At 46.2% G+C, this 1226-nt stretch carries 1 protein-coding gene; it reads right to left on the bottom strand.

Going from position 1 to position 1226, the window contains the following annotated elements:
• Positions 1-1226 (bottom strand): hypothetical protein (locus Q0590_RS37310; RefSeq protein ID WP_302042781.1); only part of this gene is annotated, 1226 nt, incomplete at both ends.

Raw genomic sequence — 1226 nt, forward strand, 5'->3', positions numbered from 1 at the left:
ATCCATATACAATTCCCTGGGAATGGAAGGAAGGGCGGCTGTGCGGGCAGTGGCACCGGAAGCCCCAATGATTACTTTTCCTACCGGCGCGCTTAGCTTTAAGGGTTTGTTGATGTATACAGTTTCGTTGTAAGTTCCCTTGGCAATGTTTAAAATATCGTTGGCCGCTGCTTTTTGCACCCCTTCGGCTACGGTGAGATAAGGTTGATAGATATTTCCATTGCCGGCGCCAACTATACTCGCTTGATCTACATAGGTCATAGCGGTAGTAAAAAACTCCCCCAGATGTTTGCGGAAAGCCTGGTCGCGGAATCCGGTACCAAAAGAGGGGCTATCAGCCAAAGAACTTCCTTCAGAATGAATGCCCACAGCCACGTTACTTCCCTTATACACAATCGGGGCCCCTTCTATATCATCATCCCATATTCCTGATAATAGGTTAGGTATATCATACACCAGAAAGCGGTCTTTGTCATCGATGCGGGTGATCCAGTAATTGGGGTCTTTAAGCGCAACAGTCGTTTTTTTGAGCGTATGGCTGCCTGCTCCCCAGTTACCCTTCGAATAATGAAAAATGTCCATCTCATAGGTGGCCATTACCCAGCCCGAATTGTGATTGATTACCTGAAAGTATTCTCCGATCCGTTCCCCAGGCCGCTGGCCTTTATTGTTGGGCAGTGCTTCGATGATGGTGTAACCGCCTATATAGTTTGAAAGACTCAATCTATCATAGTACCATACTCTCAGGAAATTGCTCCCTTCAAAGCCATTCAATGTGTAGGTGCCATCTATTCTTCTCCAAAAAAAGTGATTCTTACTGAGGTGGAACTGGTCGTCGGGAGCAGGATGCTTAATGCTTCCATCCGGGTTGGAAGGAGGTACATTAAATTCAATGACATCAAAATCATTTAAATGGTTTTCATTTCCAATTACAACATCTTCATAACTACCAAAATTGATGTCAGTCACAATGGCTCCATTGGCAGCAATCCACCCAGTTCCCTTGGCGATTGTACCATTTGTAAACCTGCCTACGGCCTTTGCAGCGGGGTTGTCTTGCACGATAGAAGCGGAAGCGGAGGAAGCCGACTGAGTTTTTGACTGAAGGCTTTCTGACGATATTCTGGCTGCATTGCTGTGTTTTGCCTGTGGCTCGCCTACTTTAATGCCGCTGATATGCACCGTATTTTTCTCACCAGTTACTGCCACCAACGATACTTTTACCG

Source organism: Rhodocytophaga aerolata, assembly GCF_030503435.1.
Taxonomy (GTDB): domain Bacteria; phylum Bacteroidota; class Bacteroidia; order Cytophagales; family 172606-1; genus Rhodocytophaga; species Rhodocytophaga aerolata.